The 22580-nt window shown below is 74.0% G+C and carries 26 protein-coding genes, 1 pseudogene and 1 riboswitch; of the genes and pseudogenes, 4 read left to right on the top strand and 23 right to left on the bottom strand.

The annotated features are described in order from the left end of the window. Position 1: 1 nt before the first annotated feature. The 4 genes from trpC to hisI form a co-directional block, all read right to left on the bottom strand. Entirely contained in the window at positions 2 to 826 is an 825-nt protein-coding gene (gene trpC, locus OG218_RS25130) for an indole-3-glycerol phosphate synthase TrpC (RefSeq protein ID WP_328295946.1), read from the bottom strand. A gap of 67 nt (positions 827 to 893) precedes the next feature. Beyond that, positions 894 to 1199 (bottom strand): HGxxPAAW family protein, encoded by a 306-nt coding sequence (locus tag OG218_RS25125; protein WP_328295945.1) that lies wholly within the window; start codon positions 1197 to 1199, stop codon positions 894 to 896. Between the two features lie 94 nt (positions 1200 to 1293). Next, entirely contained in the window at positions 1294 to 1890 is a 597-nt protein-coding gene (locus tag OG218_RS25120; RefSeq protein ID WP_328295944.1) for a Trp biosynthesis-associated membrane protein, read from the bottom strand. Beyond that, a complete protein-coding gene (hisI, locus tag OG218_RS25115; RefSeq protein WP_380156622.1) occupies positions 1887 to 2306 on the bottom strand; it encodes a phosphoribosyl-AMP cyclohydrolase in 420 nt (139 codons plus the stop codon). The genes OG218_RS25120 and hisI overlap by 4 nt, the downstream gene beginning before the upstream one ends. Between hisI and OG218_RS25110 the strand changes: the two genes are divergently transcribed. Beyond that, positions 2305 to 2958: a TIGR03085 family metal-binding protein gene (locus OG218_RS25110; RefSeq protein ID WP_328295942.1), complete on the top strand. Its 654-nt coding sequence runs from the start codon at positions 2305 to 2307 to the stop codon at positions 2956 to 2958. The two genes, hisI and OG218_RS25110, sit on opposite strands and share 2 nt — an antisense overlap. Here the strand turns inward: OG218_RS25110 and hisF are convergent. Continuing rightward, entirely contained in the window at positions 2955 to 3728 is a 774-nt protein-coding gene (hisF, locus tag OG218_RS25105) for an imidazole glycerol phosphate synthase subunit HisF (protein ID WP_328295941.1), read from the bottom strand. The two genes, OG218_RS25110 and hisF, sit on opposite strands and share 4 nt — an antisense overlap. 52 nt (positions 3729 to 3780) lie before the next feature. Here hisF and OG218_RS25100 point away from each other — a divergent pair, with 52 nt between their 5' ends. Beyond that, a complete protein-coding gene (locus OG218_RS25100) occupies positions 3781 to 5049 on the top strand; it encodes a GNAT family N-acetyltransferase (protein WP_328295940.1) in 1269 nt (422 codons plus the stop codon). Next, positions 5031 to 5615, top strand: a complete 585-nt coding sequence (locus OG218_RS25095) for a hypothetical protein (RefSeq protein WP_328295939.1) — start codon at positions 5031 to 5033, stop codon at positions 5613 to 5615. The genes OG218_RS25100 and OG218_RS25095 overlap by 19 nt, the downstream gene beginning before the upstream one ends. Here the strand turns inward: OG218_RS25095 and OG218_RS25090 are convergent. The 13 genes and pseudogenes from OG218_RS25090 to def form a co-directional block, all read right to left on the bottom strand. Continuing rightward, complete coding sequence (locus OG218_RS25090; RefSeq protein ID WP_328295938.1) at positions 5612 to 6067, bottom strand: PH domain-containing protein; 456 nt, start codon at positions 6065 to 6067, stop codon at positions 5612 to 5614. The genes OG218_RS25095 and OG218_RS25090 overlap by 4 nt on opposite strands. Positions 6068 to 6075: 8 nt before the next feature. Next, a complete protein-coding gene (gene hisG, locus OG218_RS25085) occupies positions 6076 to 6921 on the bottom strand; it encodes an ATP phosphoribosyltransferase (RefSeq protein ID WP_328295937.1) in 846 nt (281 codons plus the stop codon). 10 nt (positions 6922 to 6931) lie between these two features. Further along, the gene (locus tag OG218_RS25080) at positions 6932 to 7195 is read right to left on the bottom strand and encodes a phosphoribosyl-ATP diphosphatase (RefSeq protein ID WP_380156636.1); all 264 of its coding nucleotides are present in this window, start codon (positions 7193 to 7195) and stop codon (positions 6932 to 6934) included. A gap of 140 nt (positions 7196 to 7335) precedes the next feature. Next, positions 7336 to 7821 carry a 6,7-dimethyl-8-ribityllumazine synthase gene (gene ribH / locus OG218_RS25075; RefSeq protein ID WP_328295935.1) on the bottom strand — a complete coding sequence of 162 codons (486 nt, stop codon included), beginning with the start codon at positions 7819 to 7821 and terminating at the stop codon, positions 7336 to 7338. A gap of 23 nt (positions 7822 to 7844) precedes the next feature. Further along, a pseudogene (gene ribB / locus OG218_RS25070) lies at positions 7845 to 8432 on the bottom strand (3,4-dihydroxy-2-butanone-4-phosphate synthase); the annotation flags it as partial. A 29-nt stretch (positions 8433 to 8461) separates the two neighbouring features. Continuing rightward, positions 8462 to 9091: a riboflavin synthase gene (locus OG218_RS25065; protein ID WP_328295933.1), complete on the bottom strand. Its 630-nt coding sequence runs from the start codon at positions 9089 to 9091 to the stop codon at positions 8462 to 8464. Beyond that, complete coding sequence (gene ribD / locus OG218_RS25060; protein ID WP_328295932.1) at positions 9072 to 10160, bottom strand: bifunctional diaminohydroxyphosphoribosylaminopyrimidine deaminase/5-amino-6-(5-phosphoribosylamino)uracil reductase RibD; 1089 nt, start codon at positions 10158 to 10160, stop codon at positions 9072 to 9074. The genes OG218_RS25065 and ribD overlap by 20 nt, the downstream gene beginning before the upstream one ends. 192 nt (positions 10161 to 10352) lie before the next feature. Next, positions 10353 to 10479, bottom strand: a riboswitch (FMN riboswitch). A 54-nt stretch (positions 10480 to 10533) separates the two neighbouring features. Continuing rightward, entirely contained in the window at positions 10534 to 11199 is a 666-nt protein-coding gene (gene rpe, locus OG218_RS25055) for a ribulose-phosphate 3-epimerase (protein ID WP_328295931.1), read from the bottom strand. 83 nt (positions 11200 to 11282) lie between these two features. Continuing rightward, entirely contained in the window at positions 11283 to 12323 is a 1041-nt protein-coding gene (locus OG218_RS25050; RefSeq protein ID WP_328295930.1) for an alpha-hydroxy acid oxidase, read from the bottom strand. A gap of 80 nt (positions 12324 to 12403) precedes the next feature. Next, complete coding sequence (locus OG218_RS25045) at positions 12404 to 13180, bottom strand: isocitrate lyase/PEP mutase family protein (RefSeq protein ID WP_328295929.1); 777 nt, start codon at positions 13178 to 13180, stop codon at positions 12404 to 12406. A gap of 62 nt (positions 13181 to 13242) precedes the next feature. Beyond that, positions 13243 to 14703, bottom strand: coding sequence for an RsmB/NOP family class I SAM-dependent RNA methyltransferase (locus tag OG218_RS25040; RefSeq protein WP_328295928.1), 1461 nt, complete (start codon positions 14701 to 14703; stop codon positions 13243 to 13245). After that, positions 14700 to 15620 carry a methionyl-tRNA formyltransferase gene (fmt, locus tag OG218_RS25035; protein ID WP_328295927.1) on the bottom strand — a complete coding sequence of 307 codons (921 nt, stop codon included), beginning with the start codon at positions 15618 to 15620 and terminating at the stop codon, positions 14700 to 14702. Before fmt ends, OG218_RS25040 begins: the two co-directional genes overlap by 4 nt. Beyond that, a complete protein-coding gene (def, locus tag OG218_RS25030; RefSeq protein WP_328295926.1) occupies positions 15620 to 16165 on the bottom strand; it encodes a peptide deformylase in 546 nt (181 codons plus the stop codon). The genes fmt and def overlap by 1 nt, the downstream gene beginning before the upstream one ends. Before the next feature lie 198 nt (positions 16166 to 16363). On the opposite strand from def, the gene OG218_RS25025 reads away from it, so the two are divergent. Further along, positions 16364 to 16660 carry a DUF6458 family protein gene (locus tag OG218_RS25025; RefSeq protein ID WP_328295925.1) on the top strand — a complete coding sequence of 99 codons (297 nt, stop codon included), beginning with the start codon at positions 16364 to 16366 and terminating at the stop codon, positions 16658 to 16660. Between the two features lie 15 nt (positions 16661 to 16675). On the opposite strand, the gene OG218_RS25020 is transcribed toward OG218_RS25025, so the two are convergent. The 5 genes from OG218_RS25020 to rpoZ are packed head-to-tail and all read right to left on the bottom strand — an operon-like array spanning position 16676 to position 22558. Next, entirely contained in the window at positions 16676 to 17686 is a 1011-nt protein-coding gene (locus OG218_RS25020; RefSeq protein WP_328295924.1) for an aldo/keto reductase family protein, read from the bottom strand. Positions 17687 to 17724: 38 nt separating this feature from the next. Continuing rightward, positions 17725 to 19785 carry a primosomal protein N' gene (locus tag OG218_RS25015; protein ID WP_328295923.1) on the bottom strand — a complete coding sequence of 687 codons (2061 nt, stop codon included), beginning with the start codon at positions 19783 to 19785 and terminating at the stop codon, positions 17725 to 17727. Between the two features lie 21 nt (positions 19786 to 19806). Beyond that, complete coding sequence (gene metK, locus OG218_RS25010) at positions 19807 to 21009, bottom strand: methionine adenosyltransferase (RefSeq protein WP_328295922.1); 1203 nt, start codon at positions 21007 to 21009, stop codon at positions 19807 to 19809. A 26-nt stretch (positions 21010 to 21035) separates the two neighbouring features. Further along, positions 21036 to 22295 carry a bifunctional phosphopantothenoylcysteine decarboxylase/phosphopantothenate--cysteine ligase CoaBC gene (coaBC, locus tag OG218_RS25005; RefSeq protein WP_328295921.1) on the bottom strand — a complete coding sequence of 420 codons (1260 nt, stop codon included), beginning with the start codon at positions 22293 to 22295 and terminating at the stop codon, positions 21036 to 21038. Beyond that, on the bottom strand, positions 22292 to 22558 hold the full coding sequence (gene rpoZ, locus OG218_RS25000; protein WP_328295920.1) for a DNA-directed RNA polymerase subunit omega: 267 nt from the start codon (positions 22556 to 22558) through the stop codon (positions 22292 to 22294). The genes coaBC and rpoZ overlap by 4 nt, the downstream gene beginning before the upstream one ends. Between the last annotated feature and the right edge of the window lie 22 nt (positions 22559 to 22580).

The following is a 22580-nucleotide window of genomic DNA, read 5'->3' as shown; positions in this document are numbered from 1 at the left end:
CTCACGGGCGCACCGCCTGGATGGAGGGGTGCGCGCCGGCGGCGACGAGGTCGGCGACCGCGCGACGGGGGTCCGCGCCCTTGACCAGGGTCTCTCCGACCAGGACGGCGTCCGCGCCCGCACGGGCGAACTCGACGACGTCGCGGGGACCGGACACGCCCGACTCGGCGATCTTGACGACGTGGTCGGGGATGAGCGGAGCGAGGTCGGCGAAGGTGGCGTTGTCGACCTGGAGGGTCTTGAGGTTGCGGTTGTTGACACCGATGACCTTCGCGTCGGCGTCGAGGGCGCGCGCGACCTCCTCGGCCGTGTGCACCTCCACCAGCGCGGTCATGCCCAGGGACTGGGTGCGTTCGATGAGGGACACGAGAGCTTCCTGTTCGAGGGCGGCCACGATGAGGAGCACGACGTCGGCTCCCCAGGCGCGGGCCTCCCACAGTTGGTACGAATCCACGACGAAGTCCTTGCGCAGCACCGGGACGTCCACGGCGAGGCGCACCGCACGGAGGTCGTCGAGGCTGCCGCCGAAGCGGCGCTGCTCGGTGAGGACGGAGATGACGGTGGCGCCGCCGAGCTCGTACTGCGCGGCGAGGGCGGCCGGGTCCGGGATGGTGGCGAGGGCGCCCTTGGAGGGGCTCTTGCGCTTCACCTCGGCGATGACCTTCACCCCGCGCTGCTCCACGTCACGCGGCCTGAGGAGCGCACGAGCGTCCTTGGCCGCGACCTGACGGTGGGCGCGGTCCTTCAGCTCGTCGAGGGTGGTCAGCGCCTTGCGGGCGGCCAGGTCCTCGCGGACGCCGGCCAGGATGTCGTCGAGGACAGTCACAGCACGAGGGTATCCCCGCTCACCGACACGCCCGACACCGTCCTGACCCCGTCCGGTCAGCACGTCCTCAGTGCTGGGCGCGGCCGACGCCGACGGGGGTGCCGTCGGCCTTCTTGACGCCGTAGCCGGCCTTGGCCAGCCCCCCCGCGACGGCCAGGGAGGCCACGATGACGACACCGCCGATGATCCCCCACGTCAGGCTGGGGAAGACGATCGCGAGGCAGAGGATGAGGAACCCGACGAGGCACACCGCGACACCGGCCCAGGCCGCGACGCTGTGGCCGTGACCGTGCTCGTCGACGACGTCGGTCGCCCCGCGGGTGGTCGAGTCGTTCGCCCCGTGGCTGTTCGACGGGCTCTGCTGGCTGCTCACGGTGGGCTCCTGGGGAAGAGGGGTGTACTACGCACACCGTACCCACTCCCCCGGCCCGGGCGCCCGCCGCGGTGGGTCGGACGGACAGGCGGGTTCAGCGGGTGGGGTCCTCGCCCTGGCTCAGGGAGTCCCAGGCCGCGGCGGGGTCCTCGTGGGGGGCCAGGGTGACCGCGGCGCGGGTGGCGTCGCGTTCGTGGCGGGTGGAGCCGACGGACGGCGCGGCGGCGTTCCAGCGCCGCGTCCGCACCAGCACACCCGCCCCGCCGACGAGCACCAGCACCCCACCCACGGCGGAGACCACGGGCCAGGGCCGCACCGACGGATCGCCCTGGAGACGGACCCCGGTCGTCCCGCTGGCGGCCCGGGCGGGTGCGGTCAACGCCGCGGACGGGTCCGAGGTGACGGCCAGGCTGGCCACGACCGTCCCGGCCCCGCCGAGGACGAGGACCACCGCGGCCACGAGCCGCGCCACCCGGCGCCCCAGCGTCGAGGCCACCACGGCGGCGAGGCTGACCAGGCTCAGCGCGGTGGCGACGGGGGCGGCGTCGCGACCGTTGACGAGCACGGCGCTCGCACCGGTCGCGGTCTCCACGGCCCCGCTCACCCACGTCGGCGCACCGGCCCCGAGGCCGACGACGGCCCCCGCGATCCCGGCGAGCAGCAGCAGACCGCGTTCGCGTCCGGCGTTCACGCCGGCAGGAGGGGCAGCGTCACGGCGTCGAAGCACGTGCGGTCGCCGGTGTGGCAGGCGGCCCCGACCTGGTCGACCTCGACGAGGAGGGCGTCGCCGTCGCAGTCCAGCGAGACCTTCTTGACCCACTGGACGTGCCCGGACGTGTCGCCCTTGCGCCACAACTGCTGGCGGCTGCGGGAGAAGTAGGTGGCCCGGCCGGTGGCCAGCGTGCTCGCGAGCGCCTCGTCGTCCATCCAGGCGACCATCAGCACCTCCCGGGTGTCGTGCTGCTGCACGACGGCGCAGACCAGTCCGGCCTCGTTGCGCTTGAGCCGCTCGGCGACGTGGGGATCGAGATCGAGGGACGACACGGGGACGATGGTCTCACCGCCCGCGCGTGGCGCGCTCCGCCCCGGGTGGCACGATCTGGCCATGACGACGGCGCAGGCCCCCCGCAGCAGCCACCGCACCGACGCCCGGCGGGAGCGTGACGCGCTGTGCGACAGCGCCTCGCGGGTCGGTCCCGACGCGCCGACGCTCTGCGCGGGCTGGGACGTGCGCGACCTGCTGGTGCACCTGGCGGTGCGTGACAACCGGCCGGACGTGGTGCTGGGCGAGGCTGTGGGCCCGTTGCGCCCGCGGCGCGAGCGGGTGCTGGCGGAACTGGGCGCCCAGCCCTTCGAGGAGCTGGTGGAGCGGGTGCGCAACGGCCCGCACGGGCCGCTGAAGCTGCAGGCGCTGGACAGCCTGGCCAACACCTCGGAGTTCTTCGTCCACCACGAGGACATCCTGCGGGCCCAGGACGACTGGGCCCCGCGCGAGCTCCCCCGGGGGCAGACGGCGACGCTGTGGCGCACGGTGAGGGTGATGGGTCGCGTCGCCTACCGCCGTGCCGGGGTCGGGGTCGTGCTGGTCACCCCCGGCGGTCCGCGCGCCGTCGTCCGCTCCGGTGACGAGGCCGTCTCGTTGACGGGTGAGCCGGCGGAGCTGGTGCTGCACGCGTTCGGTCGGCGCAGTCGGGCGAAGGTCGAGGTCGACGGCACTCCCGCTGCGGTGCAGCGCTTCCGCAAGGCCTTCCCGGGCTAGCGGACGGCGGACCCGCTGGCCCGCAGCGCGTCCTTGACCTCGCCGACGGTGAGCTGGCCGAAGTGGAAGACGCTGGCGGCGAGGACGGCGTCGGCGCCCGCGGCGACGGCCGGCGGGAAGTGCTCGACGGCCCCGGCGCCGCCGCTGGCGACGAGGGGGACGCTGACCCGGGCGCGGACCTGGCCGAGCATCTCGAGGTCGAAGCCGGCCTTGGTGCCGTCGGCGTCCATGGAGTTCAGCAGGATCTCCCCGGCGCCGAGCTCGGCGGCTCGGGCGGCCCACTCGACGGCGTCGAGGCCGGTCCCCCGTCGGCCACCGTGGGTGGTGACCTCGAAACCGGACGCGGTGGTGGGTTCGCCGGGCAGGGTCCGGCGGGCGTCGACGGAGAGCACGAGGACCTGCGCGCCGAAGCGGTCGGCGATCTCGGCGATGAGTTCGGGCCGCGCGATGGCCGCGGTGTTCACGCCGACCTTGTCCGCGCCGGCGCGCAGCAGCTTCTCGACGTCGGCGACGCTGCGGACACCGCCACCGACGGTGAGGGGGATGAAGACCTGCTCCGCGGTGCGGCGCACGACGTCGTAGGTGGTCTCCCGCGAGCCGGAGGATGCGGTGACGTCGAGGAACGTCAGCTCGTCGGCGCCCTCGGCGTCGTAGCGCCGCGCGAGTTCGACGGGGTCACCGGCGTCCCGCAGGTCGGCGAAGTTGACGCCCTTGACGACGCGGCCGGCGTCGACGTCGAGGCAGGGGATGACACGGACGGCGACGCTCACGGGGCCAGACTAGACGGGGCCGCGTCGGGGCCCGACCGCTACGGTGGCGGGCATGAGCGTGCTCGAGGAGACCCTTCCACTGAGCTCGGTCGACCCGGGCGACCGGGACGCCCTGCGCGCCTGGTACACCTCGAGCCGTGCGGCCTTCCTCGAGGCCGCCCCCACCGAGGCCGACCTCGACGAGCGGTCGAAGGCCATCGCCGCGCACCGCCTCACCGCCGTCCGCGACGGCGAGCGGGTGGTCGCGACGCTGCGGACCTTCGACTCCGAGCTGACGATGCCGGGCGCCGGTCCGGTGAGCGTCGACGCGGTCTCCACGGCGACCGTCCTCGCGACCCACCGCCGGCGGGGGCTGCTGACGCGGATGCTCACCGCGGACCTCGAGCGCGCCCGGCTCGCCGGCCACGCCTTCGCGACGCTCATCGCGGCGGAGGCCCCGATCTACGGCCGGTTCGGGTTCGGGGCCGCGACCCGGGCGACCAGCCTGGCCATCGACAACACCCGGGTGCGCTTCCGCGACGACGCCCCGGCGGCGAGCGGGTCGCTGGAGTTCCTCACCGGAGCGCTCGACGAGCCGGCCCTGGTCCACGACGCGGCGCGGCGGTCCCGCCCGGGCGGCCTGCACCGCGACGCCGCCTTCTGGGAGGCCGCGAACCGCCGGGGCGAGGGGCGCTGGATCGGGACCCACGGTCACGCGGTGCTGCACCGCGACGAGGGCGGGACCGCCGACGGCTACGTCGTCTACGAGCTGCGGGACGAGTCGGTGGGGCGCGTCGTCACCGGCACGACGACGGTCCTGGACCTGACGGCGACGACGCCCGCCGCGTACCGCGCGCTCTGGGAGTTCGTGACCTCGATCGACCTGGTGCGCACCACCCGGGCCAAGGACCGGCCCGTGGACGAACTGCTGCCGCACCTGCTCCTCGATCCCCGTGCGGTGCAGACCGGTCCGGTGGACGACTTCGCGTGGCTGCGCGTCCTCGACGTCCCGGGTGCGCTGGCGGCGCGACGCTACCTGGGCTGCGGGACGCTGGTGCTGAAGGTCGTGGACCCGCTGGGGCTGGCCGACGCGACGGTCTCCCTGCACGTCGCCCCGCAGCGCTGCGGGGCCGACGGGTGGGTCTGCGCCGAGATCACCACCACCGACGCGGCGCCCGACGTCGTGCTGGGGGTCGGGGAGCTGTCCTCGCTCGTGCTCGGCGGGACCTCGGCGGTGGCGTTGCACCGCGCGGGACGCCTCGACTGCTCGGCCGCGGACGCGTTCGCCCTGCAGACGCTGTTCGCGACGCCCGAGGCCCCCTGGTGCCCCACGTGGTTCTGACCGCCCGCTCGACCACCGACGTCGTCGACGACCTGGTCGCGCTGCTGGCGGCGACGCCGGTCCCACCCGCCGGTCCGGTGGTGGTGGCGGTCGACGGCCGGTCCGGGTCGGGCAAGACCGACCTCGCCGACGTCCTCGCGGCCCGCGTCGGGGCGGTCGTGGTGCACATGGACGACCTCTACCCGGGGTGGTCCGGTCTCGCGGCGTCGGTGCGGCTCCTGGGCCGGGTCCTCGACGGTCTGCGTTCCGGCGCGTCGACGAGCCACCCGGTCTGGGACTGGGCCGCGGCCGCCTACACCCGCGAGGTCGTCCTCCCCCGGGCGGGGACCGTCGTGGTCGAGGGGGTCGGGTCGGGCTGCGCACGGCCCGTGGACCTGCTGGTCCGCCTGGAGGCCGCCCCCGACGTCCGACGCGACCGGGCCCTGACCCGGGACGGGGCGACGTTCGAGGCGCACTGGGACGCGTGGGCCGCTCAGGAGGCGGAGCTGTTCTCGCACGAGCCGTTCCGTGCCGACGTCGTCTTCACGTCCGACACCACCGCGGGCGGGGAACCGGCCTGGCGCTAGTCGGCGTCGGGGCGCGGGGCGTGCGCCTCGACGAGGCGGGCCAGGCGCCGCGCCTCGGTCTGGGCGAACTCGCCGTCGGCGCGCTGGACGGCCATGACCGCGAGGTTCTCGCCGTCGTCGAGGTCGAGGGTGAGCCACGGCTCGGCCCCGCCGAAGCGGACGGCGACGACCGCGCCCCAGGCCACCCGCCGGGTGAAGACGACGTTGCGGACCTCGAGGCCGTCGGCGGTCACCCGGGCACGGACCGCGACGAGGCGGACGAGGACGCCGGCCAGCAGCACGGCGAAGACGACGGCCGAGACGGTGTCCTGGCCGGTCCACCCGGACTGCGGGGAGAACGTGAGCAGGATCGACATCCCGACCATCACGACGAGGATGCCCACGGCGAAGACCAGCCCGACGACCCGCGCCCGGCGCGGGCGGAACGCGGACTCCGGGACCGCACCCGGCACGGGGGGCGTCACAACCGGCAGGCGTGGATGCTGGTCACCAGGATCGCCCGCGCACCGAGGTCGTAGAGGTCGTCCATGACCTGGTTGGTCGCCGCCTTCTTCACCATGGCGCGCACCGCCACCCAGTCCGGGTTCGCCATCGGCGACACCGTCGGGGACTCCAGCCCCGGGGTGATCGCGCAGGCCTCCTCGACGATCGACTTCGGGCAGTCGTAGTCGACCATCACGTACTGGCGGGCGACGAGGACCCCGCGCAGCCGACGCACCAGGACCTCGACGGCCGGGTCGAGCGGCGCGTCGGCCCGGCGGACCAGGGTCGCCTCCGAGGACATGATCGGCTCACCGAAGATCTCGAGCCCGGCGGCGCGCAACGTGGTCCCGGTCTCGACGACGTCGGCGATCACGTCGGCGATCCCGAGGGCGACGGCCGTCTCCACAGCCCCGTCGAGGTGCACGATGTCGGCGGTCACGCCGTGCTCGGCGAGGTGCTTGCCCAGCAGGCCGGAGTAGCTGGTCGCGATGCGGCGGCCCTGCAGGTCGCTCACACCCTCGGCGACCCCGGGGCGGCCGGCGAAGCGGAAGGTGCTGCGGGCGAACTCCAGCGGCAGGATCTCCGACGCCGGAGCGTGGGAGTCCAGCAGCAGGTCACGACCGGTGATGCCGACGTCGAGGGTCCCCGAGCCGACGTAGAGCGCGATGTCGCGCGGGCGCAGGAAGACGAACTGCGCGGAGTTGTCCGGGTCGTCGAGGATGAGTTCCTTCGCCTCGCGGCGCTGGTTGTAGCCGGCCTCGCGCAGCATGGCGCTGGCGGCCTCGGCGAGAGAACCCTTGTTGGGGACGGCGATGCGCAGCATGGTGGGTTCCTCAGAGGTGGGCGTAGACGTCGTCGAGGGTCAGTCCGCGGGAGATCATCAGCACCTGCAGGTGGTACAGCAGCTGCGAGATCTCCTCGGCCGTCCGTTCCCCGGACTCGTGCTCCGCAGCCATCCACACCTCGGCCGCCTCCTCGACGACCTTCTTGCCGATGGCATGGACCCCGGCGTCCAGTTCCAGCACCGTCCCCGACCCAGCGGGTCGGGTCAGCGCCTTGTCGCTCAGCTCGGCGAACAGGGCGTCGAAGGTCTTCACGTGCACGGAGTCTAGGTGGTGGCGCCCCACTCTCCCGCCACCCCCTGGCGGAGTCGGCCGGGTGGGATCGTTGCCTCCCCGAGGACCCCCAGCGACCTCGGGGAGGCAACGATCCCACCTCGCGATCCCACCCGGTGCGGTCAGCCCTTCGGGAGGGGCGCGACGTCGCGCAGGGCGACGACGGTCTCCAGGGCGGCGAGGACGGCTTCGGCGCCCTTGTCCTCGCGCGAGCCGCGCAGGCCGGCGCGGTGCAGCGCCTGCGCCTCGGTGTCGACGGTCAGCACCCCGAAGCCGATCGGGACGCCGGTGGTCACCGCGACCTGGGTCAGCCCCGAGGTCGCCGCGTCGCAGACGTACTCGAAGTGGGGGGTGCCACCGCGGATGACGACGCCGAGGCAGACGACGGCGTCGTAGCCCGCCCGGGCGAGGCGGGAGGCGGCGACGGGCAGCTCGAACGCGCCGGGCACCCGCACCTCGGTGACGTCGGTGACGCCCGACGTCTCCAGCGCGCGGCGCGCCCCGGCGACGAGGCCGTCCATGGTCTCGGTGTGCCACCGGGCGGCGACGACCGCGATCCGCAGCCCGCTCCCGTCGACGGTGATCTCCGGACTTCCGTCCCCGCTCATCTGTGCTCTCCCTCGGGTGCAGCTGCGGTCAGGTGAGCCCGCAGATCGGCGATCGTCAGCACGGGCAGGTCGTACTCCTCACCCAGAGCGACGATCTGGTCCCAGCGTGACATCGATCCGTCGTCTTCGACGAGCTCCGAGATGAGCGCGACCGGCGCGAGCCCCGCGAGCCGGCAGAGGTCGACGGCGGCCTCGGTGTGTCCGGGCCGTTCCCGCACCCCACCGGGACGGGCCCGCAGCGGGAAGACGTGCCCGGGTCGGATCAGGTCCGAGGGGGCCGAGGACGGGTCGGCGAGGACGCGCGCGGTGCGGGCCCGGTCGGCGGCGGAGATGCCGGTCGTGACGCCGGCCGCCGCGTCGCAGCTGACGGTGTAGTCGGTGCGGTAGGAGTCCTCGTTGCGCTCGACCATCCGCGGCAGCCCGAGGGCGTCGGCGCGCTCCGCGGGCATGGGCGCGCAGAGCATCCCGGAGGTGTGCCGCACGGTCCAGCCGACCCACTCGGGGGTGGCGTGCTCCGCGGCGAGGATCACGTCGCCCTCGTTCTCGCGGTCGGCGGCGTCGCTCACCAGGACGGGTCTCCCCGCCCGCAGCGCATCGAGGGCCGCGGCGATGGTCTGGTCGAGACCCACCGTCGGGGCGTTCACGCGGACACCTGCGCGGAGCGGTCGAAGGCGTTGAGGCGCTCGACGTACTTCGCCAGCACGTCCACCTCGAGGTTGACGGTGGCGCCGACCGGTTTGCGACCCAGGGTCGTGAGGTCCAGCGTCGTGGGGATCAGCGAGACCTCCAGCCACGGTTCGCGCTCCTCGACGGGGCTCACCCCGGACACGGTCAGGGAGGTCCCGTCGAGGGTGATGGACCCCTTCTCCACGACGTAGCGGGCGAGGTCGGTCGGGATCGCGACCCGCACGACCTCCCACGCCTCCCCCGGCGTCCGCACGGCGATGGTGCCGGTGCCGTCGACGTGGCCCTGGACGATGTGCCCGCCGAGGCGGCCGTGGGCGGCCATCGCCCGTTCCAGGTTCACCCGCCGTCCCGCGGCGACGTCGTGCAACGAGCTGCGCACCAACGACTCCTGCATCACGTCGACGGTGAACGTCCCCGGTTCGGGCTGGTCGACGACGGTCAGGCACACCCCGTCCACCGCGATCGACGCCCCGTGCACGGCGTCGGACACGACCAGCGGACCGCGCACGGTCAGCCTCGCCGACTCCGCGCCGAACTCCACGGCGACGACCTCGCCGATCTCCTCAACGATCCCGGTGAACACCGAAGGCCTCCTGCAACTCGTGGCTGGTCTGGCTGGGCTGGAACTGCGGTGGGACGTCACGGCCGAGCGGCCGGGCGACGATGCGGACGTCGTCGCCGACCAGGTCGACGGAGGTGGTCCGCAGGCGGGCGATGTCGGGCATCCCCCGGATCCCGAGGTCGCCGACGGCAGCGGGACCGGCGCCGAGCAGGGCGGGGGCGAGGTAGCAGACGACCTCGTCGACGAGACCGGCCGCGAGGAACGCGGCCGCGAGCGCCGGGCCGCCCTCGAGCAGGACGGTCCGGACCTCGCGGGCGGCGAGTTCGGCGAGGACGACGTGGGGGTCGCGGGTGCGGACGTGCAGCAGGTCCGCGTCCCCGTCGAGGAGTCGTGCTCCGGGCGGCAGGTCGCGCAGTCCCGCGACGACCCGCAGCGGCTGCGGTCCGCGGACGACGCCGTCGCGCCGGACGGTGAGCGAGGGGTCGTCGGTGAGCGCCGTCCCGGTCCCGATGAGGACGGCGTCGTGCTCGGCCCGCAGCCGGTGCACGTCGGCCCGGGCCGGGGCGGAGGTGATCCAGCGGCTGCTCCCGTCGGCGGCGGCGGAGCGCCCGTCGAGGGTCGAGGCCCACTTCCACGTCACCCACGGTCCGCCGCGGCCGACGGCGGTGGCCCAGCGTTCGTTGAGGGCCCGGGACTCCTCCCCCAGCAGACCGACCTCGACGTCGACGCCGTGCGCGGCGAGTTCGGCGATGCCGCCGGCGGCGTGCGGGTTGGGGTCGGGGGTCGCGACGACGACGCGGGTGACCCCGGCGTCGAGCAGGGCCCGGCTGCACGGCCCGGTGCGCCCGGTGTGGTTGCACGGTTCCAGGGTGACGATCGCGGTCGCCCCGGCGGCGGAGGTGGTGAGGGCCTGCAGGGCGACGACTTCGGCGTGCGGAGCGCCCGCCCCGTGGTGGTACCCCTCGGCCAGGGTCGTGCCGTCGGGGGCGAGGATGACGCACCCGACGCGGGGGTTGGGTCCGTGCGTGGGTCCGCGTGCGGCGAGCTCGAGGGCGCGTCGCATCGCGGCGAGTTCTGCTGCTGGTGCCACCACCGGTTCCTGCCTCTCGGACGGTCCGACGAACGGACCCCGGAGGGGGTGCACACAGGGGGGCGACGACGGGTCGGCGACGGCGCAGCCCCGGAGGGGTGCACCGCAGCGGACCGTCGACTCGGGCGTCGTCGGAGGGGCCGGCACGCGCGTCAGCAGAGGACGGCGACGACGGCTCGCACCGACGACACCGCGCGCTGCCTCCCATCCGGACTCTCACCGTCGGCCCCGGAGTTCCACCGGATCAACCACCTGCCGAAGCAGGGGCTCGCGGACTGTCACCGCCGGCTCGGACTTCCACCGACCCCGGAGCACGCGTGTCGTGCGGTCTAGCTGTTGGTACTGCTGGCGGCAGTGTGCCACGCGCACCCGGTCAGTGCCTGCAGGCCCCGGCGGCGAGGTTCCTGAGGGTCCCGATCGCGGCGGCCGCGTCCTGCGCCCCGTAGACCGCGGACCCGGCGACGAAGACGTCGGCGCCGGCGTCGGCGGCCCGTTCGATCGTGTCCGCGGAGACCCCGCCGTCGACCTGCAGCCGGACGTCGAGGTCACCGATCGCGGCCCGTGCGCGGCGGACCTTCGGCAGGGTGACGTCGAGGAAGCTCTGCCCGCCGAAGCCGGGTTCGACGGTCATGACGAGGATCATGTCGAACTCGCCGAGGAGGTCGACGAAGGGCTCGATCGGCGTCGAGGGCCGCAGCGCGATCCCCGCGCGACCGCCCGCCGCGCGGATCTCGCGGGCCAGCTTCACGGGGGCGATCGCGGCCTCGGCGTGGAAGGTGACCCCCGCCGCGCCGGCCTCGGCGTAGGCCGGTGCCCAGCGGTCCGGGGCCTCGATCATCAGGTGGCAGTCCAGCGGGATCGGCGAGACCCGTTGCAGCGCTTCGACGATGGGCAGCCCGAGGGTCAGGTTGGGCACGAAGTGGCCGTCCATGACGTCGACGTGCGCCGCGTCGGCGGTGGAGATCCGCTGCAGTTCCGCCTCGAGGTTGGCGAAGTCCGCGGACAGGATGCTGGGGTTGATCTGCACGGTGCTCGACACCCGCCGAGGGTAGCCGTCGCGCTCGGGATCGTTGCCTCCCCGGTGTCGTCCAGCGGGACCGGGGAGGCAACGATCCCCCCGCGTCAGCGGCGGACGACGTCGCGCGGCGCGAGGTCGTGGACGGAGCCGATGCCCATCTGACGCAGGGTGGTGACGAACTCCGCCTGGTAGGTCGCGAGCACCGCGGCGACCCCGTCGGCCCCGTCGGCGGCCAGACCCCACATGACCGGGCGGCCGATGTGGACGGCCTTGGCGCCCAGGGCGATCGCCGCGGCGGCCTGGGCTCCGCCGCGGATGCCGGAGTCGACGTGCACCTCGGCCTCGGACCCCACCTCGGCGAGGATCTCGGGCAGCGCGTACGCGGAGGTGACGGAGTTGCCGAGGCGGCGACCGCCGTGGGTGGAGACGATGATCCCGTCGGCCCCGGCGTCGACGCAGCGGCGGGCGTCGCGGGCGGTCAGCACGCCCTTGCAGAGCACCGGGAGGCCCGAGGTCTCGGCGAGCCAGCCGATGGTGTCGGGGGTCAGGTCGAGGGCCATGTCGGTGTCGGCGCCGAAGCGGTCGAGCTCGTCCGCGGTGAGGTTCGCGGTGCGGTTCTTGCGCGGGCCGGCGGGCCAGTTGCGCGGGTCGATCGCGGGGATCTCCCGGCCGATCGGGGTGGTGTCGACGGTGAGGATGAGGGCCCCGGCCCCGGCCTCGGCGGCGCGCTGGACGAGCAGGCGCGTCGCCTCGCGGTTGCGCGCGACGTAGACCTGGTACCACCAGGGCGCGCCCTGGGCGGCGATGTCGGAGAACGTCGCGCCGGTGTTGGTGGAGACCCCGAGCAGGGTCCCGGCCTTGGCCGCCCCCTGGGCGGTCAGCACCTCGCCCTCGGGGCGGGCACCGACCTGCTGGGCCATGGGGGCCACCAGGATCGGGGCCGCGACCGGCGTCCCGAGGACCTGGGTGGCGGTGCTCTGGATCGACGCGTCGCGCAGGACGCTGGGCCGCAGCCGCAGCGCGTTCCAGTCGGCGATCCCCTCGCGTCCGCAGGAACCGTCGCCGGCGTAGGAGTGGTAGTACTCCGACACGTAGTCCGGCAGCACGGCGTCGGCGCGGTGGGCGAGGTCTTCGATCCAGGTCACGGAACTCATCCTCGCCCACCGGCGCTCACGGGTGTGACCGCTCCCGGCGATCCGGGAGCGAAGTCACCGGTTCGGCGTCACTAGTTCAGCGGTCGGGTGCCCTCGGGGATGCCGCCACCGGCGTAGATCCCGCGGGCCGCGTCCTGCAGGGCGGTCAGCGCGACCCGCTGGGTCAGCGGACCGTAGGTGATGCGTGCGACGCCCAGCTCCGCGAGGCGGGCCTGGTCCGGCAGGCTCGGGAAGCCGATGACCGACAGCTTCTGCGGGCCGAAGGCACCCACGAGCCGGGTCACGGTGTCCTCGTCGAGCATGCCGGGCACGAAGACGGTGGTGGCCCCGGCGGCGAGGTAGGCCCGGCCGCGTTCGATGGCGTCGGCCAGGACGACGTCGGCGGGTCGGTCGCCGCCCTTGGCGAACGCGTCGGTGCGGGCGTTGAGGACGAACGGGACACCCTCGGCCTCACCGGCAGCGATGATCGCCTCGACGTTGGCGACGGAGTCGGCCAGCGGTCGCAGCTGGTCCTCGACGTTGGCGCCGACGACGCCCACGCCGATGGCCTTGCGGACGGTCTCCCCCGCGTTGCCGTAGCCGCCGTCGAGGTCGGCGGAGACGGGCAGGTCACCGGCGGCGACGACGATGCGCTCGACGAGCGAGAGCGCGAGGTCGAGCGGGATCTGCTCGCCGTCGCCGTAGCCGAAGGTGGCGGCGATGGAGTGGCCGGCGGTGGCCAGCGCCTTCGTCTGCGGTTCACCCGCGACGACGGTGGCGGAGACCGCGTCCCAGACGTTGACCAGGACGAGGAGTTCGGGGTCGGCGTGCAGCTGCCGCAGTCGTGCGGCCTTCTCGGCGAAGTTCACCCCCGAAACCTCCCACGCCCCCGCCGCCCGGGCGCACCGGCCCCGCCCCCCGTCGGGTGGGATCAGCCCACGCGGCGCAACAGCGCGACGTGCATGGCGTCCGTCCCGTGCGTGTGCGGCCACAACTGCACGGCCTGACCCGCTGCAGCGGAAGGCATCCCGGGGACGACCCGCTCGAGGACGGCGGGGGTGTCCACCCGTTCGACGAGGACCCCGCGCTTCTTCGCGGCCTTCACCGCGTCGTCGACGACGAGCCGGGTCTCGCTCAGCACCGGCGAGCACGTCGCGTAGGCGACGACCCCGCCGGGACGGACCGCGTCCAGCGCCGAGGCCAGCAACTCGCGCTGCAGCGGACCGAGCTCGCCGAGGTCCGCGGGCGTCCGGCGCCAGCGGGCCTCCGGGCGGCGGCGCAGGGCCCCGAGGCCCGTGCAGGGCGCGTCGACGAGCACCCGGTCGTAGCTCGCGGGTTCCTCGGCCCCGACGGTGCGCCCGTCGCCGACCCGGACCTCGACCTCGCCGGGAATCGCGGTGAGGGCCTGGCGCACCAGGTCGGCGCGGTGCGGGGCGAGCTCGACCGCGGTCAGCGAGGCCCCCCGCCCGGCGGCCGTCGCGGCCAACAGGGCCGCCTTGCCGCCCGGTCCGGCGCACAGGTCGAGCCAGCGCTCGTCGCGACCCTCGAGGTCCGCGGCGGCGAGCACCAGGGCGACGATCTGCGACCCCTCGTCCTGCACCCGGGCCCGTCCGCCGCGCACCGAGGGCAACTTGCCCGGGTCGCCGTGCACGAGCTGGACCGCCGTCGGCGCCCAACGGCCGGGGACGACCTCGAGGAAGGACGCCTTACCCACGAGGTCCTCGGGTTCGGACAACCCCGGCAGGGCGGCCACGGCGACCTGGGCGGGGGTGTTGTCGGCGGTGAGCAGGTCCTCCAGCTCGCCCGCCTCGTGCCCGTGCGCCTTCAACGCCTCGCGCAGGCTGCGCACGATCCACTGCGGGTGGGAGTAGCGCAGCGCGAGGTCGTCGTCCTCACGACCGGTGCTCGCGACCTCCGCGATCCAGGCGTCGAGGTCACGGCCGGCGGCGCTGCGCAGCACCGCGTTGATCAGGCCGGACGGGCCACCACCGACGACGTTGCGCGCGAGGGCGACGGAGGTCGCGACGGCGGCGTGGTCGGGGACCCGCATGGCCAGCAGCTGGTGCAGGCCCATCCGCAGGATGTCCAGGACCCCGGCGTCGAGCTCGGCGAAGGGGCGGTCGACGAGCGTGGCGAGCAGCGCGTCGTAGGTGCCCTGACCGCGCAGGACGCCGTAGGCGAGTTCCGTCGCGAACGCGGCGTCGCGGCCGTTCAACTTCCTGGCGCGCAACAGCTTCGGCAGCACGAGGTTGGCGTAGGCATCGTCCCCGGACACCGCGCGCAGCACCTCGTAGGCGACCTTGCGCGACTCGTCGACGCGGGTGAAGCGGTCCTGCTTGACCCCGGTGCGCGGGGTCCGCTGCTGACCTGTTCCCAGTTTCGGTCCGGTCACGAGAACTCCTCTTCCGGCTCCGGCCGGATCCCACGCGCCCAGTCGGTCGCGTTCATCGCCTTCTTGCCCGCGGGCTGGACGGTGCCCAGCGCCACGCAGCCCTGGGCAGAACCCACCAGGACCCGTTTCCTCTCCACCACGATGCGCCCCGCGGGTACGTCCTCCGGGCCCGGGACGAGCGGGCCGACCTTGACGCGTTCGCCGCGGAACGCCGTCCACGCGCCCGGTTCGGGGGTGCAGCCGCGGACCCGGCGGTCGATCTCGACGGCGCTCGCCGTCCAGTCGATCCGGGCCTCCTCGACGCTGATCTTCGGCGCCAGCGACACCCCTTCAGCGGGCTGCGGGAGGGCGTGGGCGGTGCCGTCCTCGATCGCGTCGAGCACGCCGACCAGCAACGCGGCCCCGCGCACCGCGAACCGGGACAGCAGGTCCCCCGACGTGTCGGTCGGGCCGACGGGATCCGCGAACGAGGCGTAGACCGGACCGGTGTCCAGCCCCTCCTCGAGCCGGAAGACGCAGGCGCCGCTGACGTCGTCACCGTTCATCACCGCACGCTGCACGGGCGCCGCTCCGCGCCAGGCGGGCAGCAGCGAGAAGTGCAGGTTCAGCCAGCCGAAGCGCGGGACGTCCAGTGCCGCGCGCGGCACCAGGGCCCCGTAGGCGACGACCGGGCAGGCGTCCGGCGCCAGCTCGCGCAGCTGGGCCAGGAACTCCTCACCGCGCGGCTTCACCGGTTGCAGGAGCGGGAGTCCCACCTCGCGGGCCCGCAGCGCCACGGGCGAGGCGGCGTGGCGACGGCCGCGACCAGCGGCCGCGTCGGGACGGGTCAGGACGGCGACGACCTCGTGCCGGCTGGCGAGCAGCGCGTCGAGGGCGGGGACGGCGACGTCGGGGGTTCCGGCGACGACGAGGCGCACTACCTCGCCTGACCGAAGGTGTCGTGCGGGGAGACCTTGATCTGGGGGGTCTCCAGGCCCAGCCACTCGGCCTCGCGCACGGCCTTCAACGCCAGCTTGCGCTGCGGTTTGTCGAGGCGGTCGATGAAGAGGATGCCGTCGAGGTGGTCGGTCTCGTGCTGGATGGCCCGCGCCTTGAACTCCGAGCCGGAGATCGTGACCGGTTCACCGTGCATGTCGAAGCCCTTGGCCACCACGTGCAGGGAACGCCGGGTGTCGGCGACGATCCCGGGGAACGAGAGGCAGCCCTCGTCACCCTCCTGGCACTCCTCGGAGAGGTCGAGGACGGGGTTGATGAGGTGCCCGATCTCGTCGTCGGCGTTGTAGGTGAACACGCGCAGCGACACCCCGAGCTGCGGGGCGGCGAGCCCCGCCCCGGGGGCGGCGAGCATCGTCTCCTCGAGGTCCTTGACGAGCTGCCGCAGCTCCTTGTCGAAGGTGGTGACCTCCTCCGCGCGCTGGCGGAGGACGGGGTCCCCGAAGAGTCGGATGGGCTGGATCGCCACGAGGCTCCCTGGAAGTGGAACGGCTGGGTGCGGCGTCGAGTCTACGGGCCGGTGGTGACCGTCGACGACGACGCGCAGCCACGCTCCGTCGCGACCGGTGGCTCTGCGTGCTGCCACTGCCGCCCAGGGAGGGACCCTCCTGCGGCGGGCGGGTGAGCCGGGGCGGCTTTCCCTGCCGCGACCGCGGAGGGTGGGGTCGTGCGAACCGGAAACAGTTGCTGTCTGCTCACGATCGGCGCGATCCTCGCCTTCGCCGTGCACGTCGACCTCGACGTCGTCGACGTGGCGACGGTGGGGTGGATCCTCATGCTCGTGGCCGTGGTCGGCGCCTTCGTCGACCTCGCCGTGGTGCGCCCGCGCGCCCGGGCGGCACGGGTGGAGGCCGAGCTGCGCCTGGCCTCCACCCGCCCCGTCGCCCGGACCCCGCAGACCTCGTGGTCGTCCTGGGACACCCGCGCGTTCACCCCGGTCCAGCGCCCCCACCAGGAGTCCTGAGCCCGGGCGCGGGGATCAGACCTCGCGCTGCTTGGGCGAGGACTCGTGGGTCTTGGCCGGATCGCGCTCGACGACGTCGCCGAGGACGGCGTCGATGCGGCTCAGCACCTCGGGCGGGATCGTCTTCCCGGCCGCCCCGGCGTTGTCGTGCACCTGCTCCGGGCGCGAGGCCCCGATGATCGCGGTCGCCACGTTCTCGTTCTGCAGGACCCACGCGACGGCGAGCTGCGCCATCGAGAGGTCGAGTTCCGCCGCGATGGGCTTGAGCTCCTGCACCCGGGACAGGACGTCGTCGCGCATGAACCGCTTGATCATGTCCGCGCCGCCCTTGGTGTCGGTGGCGCGCGAGCCCTCGGGCAGCTTGCCGCCCGGGACGTACTTGCCGGTCAGGACGCCCTGCGCGATGGGCGACCAGACCACCTGGGACACACCGAGTTCCTTCGAGGTCGGGACGACCTCCTCCTCGATGACCCGCCACAGCATCGAGTACTGCGGCTGGTTGGAGATGAGCTGGAAGCCGAGCTTCCCGGCCAGTTCGACGCCGGCGCGCAGCTGCTCGGCGGTCCACTCGCTGACCCCGACGTAGAGGACCTTCCCCTGCCGCACGAGGTCGGCGAAGGCCTGCATCGTCTCCTCCAGCGGCGTCGCGTAGTCGTAGCGGTGCGCCTGGTAGAGGTCGATGTGGTCGGTCCCGAGGCGGCGCAGCGACCCTTCGCAGGCCTCCATCACATGCTTGCGGGAGAGGCCGGTGTCGTTGTGCTGCTTGGGGCCGATGGGGCCGAAGACCTTGGTGAGGATCTCCAGGGATTCCCGTCGCTGCCCCTTCAGCGCCTGCCCGAGGACGGTCTCGGCGACGGTGTTGGCGTAGACGTCGGCGGTGTCGAAGGTGGTGATCCCCGCGTCGAGGGCGGCGTGCACGCACGCGATCGCCGCCTCGTTCTCGACCTGGGACCCGTGGGTGAGCCAGTTGCCGTAGGTGATCTCGCTGATCTTCAGGCCGGAGCGGCCGAGGTGTCGGAAGTCCACGGGCGTGATCCTTCACCCGCTGGGGCGATGGCGCGCGGTCAGCCGATCTGGAGGGGGTCCACGCGGACCCGCACCAGGGGCAGCTTGCGGACGCTGCGACCAGCGGTGACGTTCTTCACCGCGGCCGACAGCGCGGCCGACTCCGTCCGCGGCACGCGCACGACGCTGCGGACCATCGGCGCGTGACCGGGCCGGTCCGGCACGGGCAGGGGTCCGAGCACCCGCACCCCGGGCAGCTCGGGCAGCGCCTGCACGAAGTCCTCGACGTCGGCGGCGACCCCGATGAGACCGGCGAAGCGCGCCGCCGGGGGCAGGTCGAGCTCGCGGCGCTGGGCCAGTTCCCGTTCGGCGAAGCCCGCCGGGTCCCAGCGCACGAGGGCCTGCACCGCCGCGGCCTGGGGGTCGGCGACGACGACGACCGCCCCACCCTCGGCGGCGGGACGGACCAGGGACGCGGCGCTCGTCCAGCGCCGGAACGCCTCCTCCTGCGCGCGCAGGTCCGGGCGGGCCAGCAGGGCCCACCCGTCCAGCAGCAGGGCCGCGGCGTACCCGGTCGCCACGACCGGTTCGGCGCCGGGCGTGGAGATCACCAGCGACGGCTTGTCCGGCACGGTGTCCAGGACCTGCGAGCCGCCCGAGGTGCGGACGTCGACGCCCGGGAAGGCCCGGCCGAGCTCCTCGGCGGTGCGACGGGCCCCGGTGACCACGGCCCGGAACCGGCCGTCACCGCAGTTCGGGCACACCCAGTCCGTCGCCGGCCGGCCGCACCAGCGGCACGAGGCGCGCTCCCCCGCGTCGGTGACGGCGAGCGGGCCGTGGCAGGAGGTGCAGCGGGCCGGGTCGCGACACGTCTGGCAGGCCAGCGTGGGGACGTAGCCGGTGCGCGGGACCTGGACGAGCACCGGCCCGCGCCGGACGGCGTCGCGCAGCACCCGCCACCCGTCGGAGGGCAGTCGCGCCGCCGCCGCCAGCGGGTCCTGGGCGTCGAAGCCGCTGGTCCCGGCGACGGAGATGCGCGGCGAGGTGGAGCGGACGGTGTCGCGGGAGGCGAGGACGGGACGCGCCCAGCCGGACTCCAGGAGCAGCTGCGTCTCGGCGGTGCGGGTCCGGCCCGCGAACAGCGCGGCGGCGCCGGTCTGCTCCGCGCGCAGCACCGCGACCTCGCGGACGTGGGGGTAGGGGGCGCGCTGGTCGGCGTGGGAGTCGTCGCCGTCGTCGAGGACCGCGATGAGCCCCAGGTTGGGCAGCGGGGCGAACACCGCGGCCCGGGTGCCCGCGACGATCCGCGTGCGGCCGGTGAGGGCCTGCAGGAAGGCCCGGTAGCGCGGCGAGGGTCCCGCGTCGGCCTCGAGGCGGACGTGTCCCTCCGGGACGATGCGCTCCAGCGCCTGCGACAACCGGTCGAGGTCGCGGTGGTCGGGCACGACGAGCAGCGCCGTCCGCCCCGAGGCCAGCGTCGCGCGCGCGGCGACCGCGAGCGCCGCGAACGGGTCCGTCCCCGGCGCGAAGGTGGCGACGGCCCGCGGCGATCCGCCGCCGCGGACGTGGGCGAGGAAGGCGGGTCCGGCGCTGTGGCGTTCCCACCCGTGCAGGTCCTCCCCCAGCAGGACGGGTTCGTGCACGACGGGGTCGGCGCTCAGCACCGACTCCTCGGCGGCGGCGTGCCGGCCGGGGACGGCGAGGCGGACCACGTCGGACAGCGTTCCCGCGTACTCCGCGGCGACGCGTCGGCACAGTTCCAGCGTGGAGGGGGTGAGGACCGGCACGCCCGAGACCACGCGCCGCAGCCGGGCGAGGCGGCCCGGGTGCTCGCTCTCGGCGAGCCGTTCCAGCACGTAGCCCTCGGCGTCGGTGCCGGCGAACGGGACGCGGACCAGGCGTCCCGGTTCGGCGGTGTTCTCCATCGACGCGGGGACGAGGTAGTCGAAGGGCCGGTCCAGGTGCGGCAGTTGCGAACTCACCAGGATCCGCGCGACCGGGTCGGTCTCCGCGACCCCCTCGAGGGCCTTCTTCTTCGCGGTCGGCTTCTTCTTCCTCGGAGCGACCGCGGGGACGCCCAGCCCGTCGAGCGCGGGCTGAGCGTCGTCGTCAGCGGACACGATCAGCGGGCAAGGTGAGGGTCAGGCACCCGTCGCGGCGCGCAGCTGCTCGACCCGGTCGGTGCGCTCCCAGGTGAACCCGGGCAGTTCCCGGCCGAAGTGGCCGTAGGCGGCCGTCTGGGCGTAGATCGGCTGCAGGAGCTGCAGGTCGCGCACGATGGCGGCGGGACGCAGGTCGAACACGTCGCGGATGGCGGACTCGATGCGGGCGCGGGCGACCTTCTCGGTGCCGAACGTCTCCACGTAGAGCCCGACGGGCTGCGCCTTGCCGATGGCGTAGGCGACCTGGACCTCGCAGCGGGTCGCGAGACCAGCCGCGACGACGTTCTTCGCGACCCAGCGCATGGCGTACGCGGCGGAGCGGTCGACCTTCGAGGGGTCCTTGCCGGAGAACGCGCCGCCGCCGTGGCGGGACATGCCCCCGTAGGTGTCGACGATGATCTTGCGGCCGGTGAGACCGGCGTCGCCCATCGGGCCGCCGATCTCGAAGCGGCCCGTCGGGTTCACCAGCAGGCGGATGTCGGAGGTGTCGAGGTCGAGACTCTCCAGCACGGGTTCGATGACGAAGCGGCGCACGTCCGGGGTCAGCGTCTTGATCAGGTCCACGTCCGGCTCGTGCTGGGTGGAGAGCACGACGGTGTCGAGGCGGACGGCCTTGTCGCCGTCGTAGCCGACCGTCACCTGGGTCTTGCCGTCGGGACGCAGGTAGGGGATCTCCCCCTTCTTGCGCACCTGCGAGAGCCGCTGGGAGAGCTGGTGGGCCAGGTGGATCGGCAACGGCATGAGCTCGGGGGTCTCGTCGCAGGCGTAGCCGAACATCAGGCCCTGGTCACCGGCGCCCTGCAGGTCGAGGGGGTCTTCCCCGCCGCCGTCCTGGCGGTTCTCCCACGCCGAGTCGACGCCCTGGGCGATGTCCGGGGACTGCGAACCGATCGAGACCTCGACGCCGCAGGTGCGGCCGTCGAAACCCTTCGCCGAGGAGTCGTAGCCGATGTCCAGCAACGTCCGGCGCACGATCGTGGGGATGTCGGCGTAGGCCTCGGTGGTGACCTCGCCGGCCACGTGCACGAGGCCGGTCGTGACCATCGTCTCGACCGCGACCCGGCTCCTGGGGTCCTGGGCCAGCAGCGCGTCGAGGATCCCGTCGGAGATCTGGTCGCAGATCTTGTCCGGGTGGCCCTCGGTGACCGACTCGGACGTGAACAGGCGAAGCGGGGTCGTCACGGGGCTCCAGTCTCCAAACGGGTCCTTCACGTCGTCAGTGTGACGGCGGACGTCAGCATAGGCACCACGGCGTCCCACACCGCGTCGGCCACGACGTCCTTGCTCGCCTCGGCCACCTCGCGCTCGGAACCGTCGGCACCGAGGATCGTGACGGCGTTCGTGGGGGTCGCGAAGCCCTTCGCCTCCCCCACCTCGTTCAGCACCAGCAGGTCGCAGCCCTTGCGGGTCAGCTTCGCCCGGCCGTGCTCGAGGACGGTGCCGGACTCGTCGCCCGTCTCGGCGGCGAACCCGACGATCACGGGTGCGGCGCCGGCGCGCTCGCGGACCAGCCCGGCGAGGACGTCGTCGGTGCGTTCGAGCACCACGACCGGGTCGCGGGCCGGGTCGTCGGACTTCTTGATCTTGTTGCCGGCGCGGGTCGCGGGGCGGAAGTCGGCGACGGCCGCGGCCATCACGACGACGTCGGCGGAGGCGGCGAGCGCCCGGACGGTCTCCCCCAGCTCGGCGGCGGTCGCGACGCGGACGACCTCGACGCCGGAGGGGTCGGGGACCTCGACGTGCGCGGCGACGAGGGTCACGACCGCGCCCCGCGCGGCGGCGGCCGCGGCCAGCGCGACCCCCTGGCGACCCGAGGAGCGGTTGCCGAGGAAGCGCACCGGGTCCAGCGGTTCGCGGGTCCCGCCCGCGGAGACGACGACCCGTCGCCCCGCGAGGTCGTAGGACCGCGCTCCGGAGGCCAGCAGACGACGGCAGGCGGCGGCGATGTCGGCGGGTTCGGGCATGCGCCCGGGCCCGGTGTCGGCACCGGTGAGCCGCCCGGAGGCCGGTTCCAGCACGGTGGTCCCGCGCGAGCGCAGCAGCGCGACGTTGGCCTGGACGGCCGGGTTGAGCCACATCTCGGTGTGCATCGCCGGGGCCAGCAGCACCGGGCAGGTCGCCGTCAGCAGCACGTTGGTCAGCAGGTCGTCGGCGAGGCCGTGCGCCGCCCGACCCAGCAGGTCGGCGGTCGCGGGGGCGACGACCACGAGGTCCGCGTGCCGGCCCAGCCGGACGTGGGGGACCTCGTCGGCGTGGCTCCAGACGTCGGTGGCGACCGGCTTCCCGGACAACGCCTCCCACGTCGCGCGCCCGACGAAGTGCTCGGAGGCCGCGGTGGGCACGACGGTCACGTCGTGCCCGGACTCGGTCAGCTCGCGCAGCAGCAGCGCCGCCTTGTACGCGGCGATGCCCCCCGCGACCCCGAGGACGACGCGCGGGCCGTTCCCGGGGCCACGGGTGGTGCTCACTGCTGCTCGATCGGCTCCGACGTCAGCAGACCCTCGTTGATCTCACGCATGGCGACGGACAGCGCCTTCTCCTGCACGTGGGTCTCGACGAGCGGACCGACGTACTCCAGCAGGCCCTCGCCCAGCTGGGAGTAGTACGCGTTGATCTGACGCGCGCGCTTGGCGGCGTAGATGACCAGGGCGTACTTGGAGTCGGCGGCCGTCAGCAGGTCGTCGATGGGCGGGTTGGTGATGCCCTCGGGCGCTGCGACGGTTCCAGCCACGATGGTTCTCCTCGGTTCGAAA

Source organism: Kineococcus sp. NBC_00420, from assembly GCF_036021035.1.
In the GTDB taxonomy this organism is placed as follows: domain Bacteria; phylum Actinomycetota; class Actinomycetes; order Actinomycetales; family Kineococcaceae; genus Kineococcus.
Note: the sequence above shows the minus strand (reverse complement) of the source record. Positions and strands in the feature narration are given on the sequence as shown.

Bases quoted from the DNA above. Each gene is read 5' to 3' on its own strand.
- OG218_RS25110 (WP_328295942.1), top strand. From the start codon at position 2,305: ATGACGACGGCGCAGGCCCCCCGCAGCAGCCACCGCACCGACGCCCGG.
- hisI (WP_380156622.1), bottom strand. From the start codon at position 2,306: ATGGCCAGATCGTGCCACCCGGGGCGGAGCGCGCCACGCGCGGGCGGT.
- OG218_RS25100 (WP_328295940.1), top strand. From the start codon at position 3,781: ATGAGCGTGCTCGAGGAGACCCTTCCACTGAGCTCGGTCGACCCGGGC.
- hisG (WP_328295937.1), bottom strand. From the start codon at position 6,921: ATGCTGCGCATCGCCGTCCCCAACAAGGGTTCTCTCGCCGAGGCCGCC.
- ribH (WP_328295935.1), bottom strand. From the start codon at position 7,821: ATGAGCGGGGACGGAAGTCCGGAGATCACCGTCGACGGGAGCGGGCTG.